The organism is Streptomyces sp. NPDC104202 (assembly GCF_055584185.1).
In genome coordinates, this window is record NZ_JBVJMN010000022.1 from 98,827 (window position 1) to 104,826 (window position 6,000).

Consider the following 6,000-nt stretch of genomic DNA (forward strand, 5'->3'; position numbering starts at 1 on the left):
AGGGGAGAGGGGCGGAGCCCGGTGAACGACGGTGACGGAGAGGGCAATCCCGCCGCCTGCCCATACAACTGGCCTACTCTCCATACGTGTTGAGGCGCCTCGTGTGTTGTGCGCCCGGCGCCCTCCGACTCCGTCCCGCGGGGTGAGCGCTCGATTTTCCTGCTCACTCGTACGAACGGCTGAGTAACCTCGGGCGGGGCCGGGTCCGCGACCAGCACGGCCCCCGTCCGTCGTGTATCCGAGACCCTGGAGAACCCCGCATGCGCGTCAAAGCCTTCGACCACCTCGTCCTCAACGTGACCGACGTCGAGAAGGCGTTGGAGTTCTACACCGGCGCCCTGGGCCTCGCGCCCGAGCGGGTCGAGGAGTGGCGGTCCGGCAAGGTGTCCTTCCCCTCCGTGCGCATCGACGAGAGCACCGTCATCGACCTGTTCTCCCGCCCGCGCGGCGAGTCCAACGTCGACCACATCTGTCTCGTCGTCGATCCCCTCGACTGGCAGGAGGTCGTCGACTCCGGCACCTTCGACGTCATCGAAGGCCCGGTCCCGCGCTGGGGCGCCCGGGGCTCGGCCCAGTCCGTCTACGTCAAGGACCCTGACGGCAACACCGTCGAACTGCGCTGGTACCCGCAGGACGTCGAGAGCTGACCGGCCCGACCGAGGGGTGGGCGGGGTCGCGAGCCCGGCCGGCGGGGTGTCACGAGCCCGGCCGGCGGCTGTCTGCGAGCTCGGTCGGTCCGTTCGGGCGGGGGCTCGGCACCCCCTCACGGCCCGCCGAGGAACTCCCGCGCACCACGCAGCCGTGTCCTCGGCCGGGCCTGGGTGCGGCGCCCGGCGCACGTCCAGCGGACCGGTCCTCACCGCGGTCGGCCGGATGCGCCCCACCGCGTCGGGTGGTCCGGCCGGTCTGCGCCTTCTCGCGTCCGTCCTGCTCCTCGCCCGCCGAGGCAAGCTCCCGAGAGGTGGGAGAGCGACGGCGAGGGATGCGACCATGCGGCCATGCACATGGACGCCGATGGAATGACTCCGGTCCCGCGATCCGTCTGGGCGAACGACCTGGAGACCGACGACGGTTACGCCTTCGTGCCGGCCCGTCCCCTTCTCCTTCTCGCGGGCGACAGGATCAGCTTCGCGTCCGACCGGCTCGTCGTCGTGCGCCCGGACGGGGAGCGGCTGACGCCCGAAGGAGACTGGGAGACCCGCTGCCGGTCCCTGGGCGGGCGGCGTCGCCACCGGTAGCGCGCAGAGCGACTGCGCCGCTCCACCGGTGGCGCGCAGCGCCACGGCGCCGTTCCTGGCTCCGGCTTCTGCGCCGTCTCGGGTTCGTCCCCGCGCCGACGGAGAGCGCGCTCGGCGATCCCGCCGGACGGTGCTCCCCTGGCCGACGTGGCCCGGTCGAGCGTCTCGTTGCCCAAGCGGTGGGCGGCGTCCACGCCGTCCGTCCCTCGCTCGACCATCCTGTCGCGCGCTTCCGTGGCCGCGTCCTTCCCTCGTCGCGCCTCCAGCGAACGGCCTTCCCGCTCGATGCCGAGACGACGGTCGAAGGCGACGACGCCGGCCTCGACCTGGTTCCGGGCCAGGTGACCTCCGAGACATGGCCGACCCGTTCCCGGACGGCCACCTCCGAGACATGGCCGACCCGTTCCCGGACGGCCAGCGCCTCCTCGACCACCAGGCCCACGCCGATCATGTCCGCCACCACCGCGTCCGTCTGGGCACGGAGCACGTCGTCGACCTGCTCGTCGATCGTCGCGAGGTAGTCGGTGATCTCCTCCATGGTCTGCTGCCTGGCCAGTTGCGCCCAAGGGCGCCACCCCGAAGACCTTTCGTCATTCCTGCCTGGTCACGGGCGTCTCAGTGGTCGAGACCGTCCACGCCTGGCCGGGGCTGCGTTGGGGCGTAAAGCGGTGGAGCGGACGGACGGGTGTCTGCCACGATCGCCGGATGGGTGCATGGGATGCGGTCGCAGGAAGGGTCGCCGCCGGCGCCACCGTGACGTTCCGGCCGAGCGGCGACTCGATGGTGCCGCTGATCCGGAGCAGACAGCAGGTGGTCGTCGCGCCGGTGGATCCGTCGAAGCTGGAGGTCGGGGACATCGTCCTCGTGCGGGTCGCGGGGACGGTGTACCTGCATCTGGTGTCGTCGGTGGACCCGGCCAGGAAGCGGGTCCAGATCAGCAACAACCGGGGCCGTGTCAACGGCTGGACCAGCCATGACAAGGTGTTCGGCATCTGTGTCTCGGTGGACGGTGTCCCGCGGAAGGCGGCCGAGGGGAAGAGGCTCGGCGGTGACGCCGACAAGCCGGCCGGGCCGGATTCCCCGGCGGCCGCCGAACGCTGAGCCACCGGCGCACTCGGCCGCCACGGCGCTGGAACCCGCAGGCCCTCGGCTGCCGGAGTGCCGGGCCACGGGAGGCGCGGCGCGGGGCGGGAAGCTACCGTCACGAGCGTGACAGGAGACGAGGCCGAGCGGCGGTGGTCCGGTTCCATGCCGGCCGCGTACGAGCGGTACCTCGTGCCGGTGGTCTTCGGGCCCTTCGCGGAGGACCTGGCGGCCAGGGCGGCGGCGCTCGCCCCACGCCGTGTACTGGAACTGGCGGCGGGTACGGGGGTGTTGACGTCGGCTCTGCTCGCCGCGGCGCCCGCGTCCGAGGTGACGGCCACCGATCTCAACGAGACCATGGTCGCTCTCGGCTCGACGCGGGCTCCGGGGGCGGCGTGGCGGCAGGCGGACGCGCAGCGGCTGCCGTTCCCGGACGGCGCTTTCGACCTCGTGGCGTGTCAGTTCGGGGTGATGTTCTTCCCCGACCGCGTGGGGGCTTTCACCGAGGTCCGCAGGGTACTGATGGCGGGCGGCCGGTTCCTGTTCACCACCTGGGGACCGCTCGGGGCGCATGCCTTCGAGGTCGCGCTCCAGGCCGGGCTCGAACGGGCCCTTCCGGTGAACCCGCCGCGGTTCCTCCGGACGGTCCCGCACGGCTACGCGGACCCGGCCGCCGTCACGGCCGACCTGACCGCCGCGGGTTTCACCGTCGAGGAGGGGCGAGAGCTGACGCTCCGGGGCCGGGCCGCCTCGATCGCCGACCTCGCCACCGGGTACCTCACCGGGACACCCCTCCGCGCGGCCGTCGAGGAGTGCGGCGACGGACCCGCCGTCCTCGCCACCGTGATCGAGGAGATGACGGCCCGGCTCGGTCCGGGGCCGGTCACCGCCCCGATGACCGCGTTCGTCTACCGAGCCGTGGGCTGAGCGTGGGCGCCCTCGGCCGTCCGGCGCGTCCTCCCGGGCGCGGTGCCGGACGGCGAGGCCGGGTCAGTCGGCGGAAGGAGGCAGGTGGGCGCGGGCCGGGCCCGGGGCAACGTACGCGGTCATCGGCGGCAGCGACACGGGCCGTGGCCGGCGACACGGGCCGTGGCCGGCGACACGGGCCCGTGGCCGCATGCTCCCGACGTGAACACCGGGTGTCCCGTCCCCCCCGACGCGTCTGTCCGCGAGACCCGGCCGGCTTCGGTCGGCCAGGGTGCGCCCACGACATCCTCCAGGGTGCGCACGCGTCATCCGCCGAGCTGCGCACGCGTCATCCGCCCGGGCTCGCCGGGATGCCCCGGCGGGTGGGATTGGGCAGGCTGGTGCCGTGGACCGGCTCGTCGTCGGCGCGGCAGGGAGAGGGAGCCATGGGTGGATCAGACGGGGCGGACCCTGACCGGAAAAGGGCCGCGCGGCTGCTGGCGAGGGTGGCTGTGCTGGCGTTGGTGGGGGCGCTGGTGGTGCTGGTGATCGCCCTGGGGGAAGGCGGCCTGGAAATCGTCGTGGGCGGACTGCTCGGGCTGGTCGTGAGCGCGGCGGGCGTGTGGTGGTTCGTGGCGCACCGAGGGCTCACGCGACTCCTCGGGGCCCTGGTGGCGGTGCTCGCGCCCGTCGCCGTCCTCGTGTACTTCACGTACGAGGGGCTGTGGCTGACGGCGCTCGTGCTGCTCCTGTGCTGGGGCGCCGCGGTGGCGCTGGCCCGGGTGGCGCTGCACAAGGCGCGTCCGCCCCGGCCGCAGAGGGCGCGGCCGGCGCCGCGGCCCGAGCGACCTGTACTGATCATGAATCCGAAGTCCGGCGGCGGGAAGGTCGGGCGCTTCGACCTGGTGGAGCGGGCCGAGGGGCTCGGGGCACGGGTGATCCTGCTCGATCCGTCGGAGCCGGCCGATGTCGCCGCCTTGGCCCGGGAAGCCGTGGAGGAGGGCGCGGACCTGCTCGGGGTCGCGGGCGGCGACGGGACGCAGGCGCTGGTGGCGGCGGTCGCCGCGGAGCATGATCTGCCGTTCCTCGTCGTGTCGGCCGGCACCCGCAACCACTTCGCGATGGACCTCGGCCTCGACCGTGACGACCCCTCGCGCTGCCTCGACGCGCTGACCGACGGGGAGGAGCTGCGGGTGGACCTGGGCTTCGTCGACGGCCGGGCGTTCGTGAACACCGTGTCCTTCGGGGTGTACGCCGACGTCGTGCAGCATCCCGAGTACCGCGACGCCAAGGCCGGCACGGCACTGACCCTCATGCCCGACCTCCTCGTCGGCGAAGGGGCGCGGCGCGTCGACGCCGAGGCCGACGGCACCGAGCTCGCCTCCCAGCAGGCCCTGCTGGTCAGCAACAACCCGTACGTGTCTCCCGACGAGCTCAGCGCCGGCGGGCGACGGCCGCGTCTCGACGACGGACTCCTCGGGGTCCTCGGGATCCGCGTGGAGGACGCCGCCCAGGCCGCCGATCTGGCCGTGCGGGGCACCCAGTCCACCGGGCTCACCGTCCTGACCGCCCAGCGCGTCGAGGTGACCGCCGACGACGAAGAGATCCCCGTCGCCGTCGACGGGGAGGCCCTGCGGATGGCGACCCCGGTCGTGTGCACGACGAAGCCCGGCGTGCTCCGGGTGCTCGTCCCGCGCGAGCGGCCGGGGGTCGTCCTGGTCAAGCAGCCGGTGAAGTGGCGGAAGATCTTCGAGCTCGCGTTCGGGCGGGCCGGGGAGACGTCCGACGCGTCGGCCTGAACGGCCGCCCAGACCACCGTCCTCACCCGTCACGCCGGTCAGGGCCGCGCCGTTCGCCCCCTGCCGCGCCCGGCGGCCGACCGCTACCGTGGGTCCATGGCCCGGGAAATCCGCATCGAGATCAGTGACGAGGCGTACGAGGCGCTGGAGCGTGCCGCGGCGGAGAAACAGGTGCCCGCCGAGTACTACGCGGGCCGTGTCCTGGACGCCGATCTCACGCGGACGCGGTTCGTCGAGGGCGCCAGGTCGTTCGTGGTCGAGCACGGCCAGGCGTTCGCGGAGCGCTTCAGCCGTCCCCTGCCGCCCGACGCCGGCCGCAGTGCCGGCGCCGGAGCCCTCTGACCCGGCCCCTCGCGTGTTCCTGCAGATCGACCTGTCCTGGCTGCTGGACATAGCTCAGCAGGAGATTCCGGGCGACCCGGGGATCTCCGACTGGGGCTCCCTCGAAGCCGCCCGCGCCCGTCACGCCTTTCGCGTGATGGACATCGCCGTGTACGAGCAGCCGCACCACCGCGCGGCCGCGCTCCTCGAACAGCTCGTCCGCGTCCCGGCCCTGGAGCACTCCAACGAGCTGTACGGCGTCGTCGTGGCCGCCGCGTACCTCCACGCCTGCGGGTACCCCGTCAGCGTCACGGCGGAGGGGGCGATCGACCTCGTCGAGCGCGTGGCCGAGGGCCGGGTGGACGTCCGGCAGGTCGCGGCGGCCCTGGAGGAGTGGACGGGCTGAGGGAGGCGGCTGGAGCTGCGACTCGGCCGGAGCGCTTGTGCCCGGTTGCCCCGTCGGGGTTGCCCGGCGTGGGGCGCCGCGGACTCCCCAGAGGGTGTCCTGTCGATCATGCCGGGCTCGCGGGGTGATCAGGCTTGATCGGCGGGGCACCTCCTAGGACTTGTCCGGCCGATCATGGTTGTGGGCGGTCGGGCATGATGCCCGGGTGAGCATCATCGTGAAGTTCTTCGTGGCGCCGGACGACACG

7 protein-coding genes are annotated in these 6,000 nt (G+C 73.2%); all 7 read left to right on the top strand.

Annotation, left to right across the window (positions count from 1 at the left end):
• The first annotated feature begins 260 nt into the window (after positions 1-260).
• The 7 genes from ACZ60W_RS16930 (at position 261) to ACZ60W_RS16960 (ending at position 5,753) form a co-directional block, all read left to right on the top strand.
• Positions 261-647 (top strand): VOC family protein, encoded by a 387-nt coding sequence (locus tag ACZ60W_RS16930; RefSeq protein WP_469756092.1) that lies wholly within the window; start codon positions 261-263, stop codon positions 645-647.
• 351 nt (positions 648-998) lie between these two features.
• Positions 999-1,238, top strand: a complete 240-nt coding sequence (locus tag ACZ60W_RS16935) for a hypothetical protein (RefSeq protein WP_469756093.1) — start codon at positions 999-1,001, stop codon at positions 1,236-1,238.
• A gap of 705 nt (positions 1,239-1,943) precedes the next feature.
• Positions 1,944-2,339: a S24 family peptidase gene (locus ACZ60W_RS16940; RefSeq protein ID WP_469756094.1), complete on the top strand. Its 396-nt coding sequence runs from the start codon at positions 1,944-1,946 to the stop codon at positions 2,337-2,339.
• Between the two features lie 147 nt (positions 2,340-2,486).
• A complete protein-coding gene (locus ACZ60W_RS16945; RefSeq protein ID WP_469756101.1) occupies positions 2,487-3,248 on the top strand; it encodes a class I SAM-dependent methyltransferase in 762 nt (253 codons plus the stop codon).
• Positions 3,249-3,673: 425 nt separating this feature from the next.
• Positions 3,674-5,026, top strand: a complete 1,353-nt coding sequence (locus tag ACZ60W_RS16950; RefSeq protein ID WP_469756095.1) for a diacylglycerol/lipid kinase family protein — start codon at positions 3,674-3,676, stop codon at positions 5,024-5,026.
• Positions 5,027-5,122: 96 nt separating this feature from the next.
• A complete protein-coding gene (locus ACZ60W_RS16955; RefSeq protein ID WP_469756096.1) occupies positions 5,123-5,368 on the top strand; it encodes a hypothetical protein in 246 nt (81 codons plus the stop codon).
• 13 nt (positions 5,369-5,381) lie between these two features.
• Positions 5,382-5,753 carry a fic family toxin-antitoxin system, toxin component gene (locus tag ACZ60W_RS16960; protein ID WP_469756097.1) on the top strand — a complete coding sequence of 124 codons (372 nt, stop codon included), beginning with the start codon at positions 5,382-5,384 and terminating at the stop codon, positions 5,751-5,753.
• Positions 5,754-6,000 lie beyond the last annotated feature (247 nt).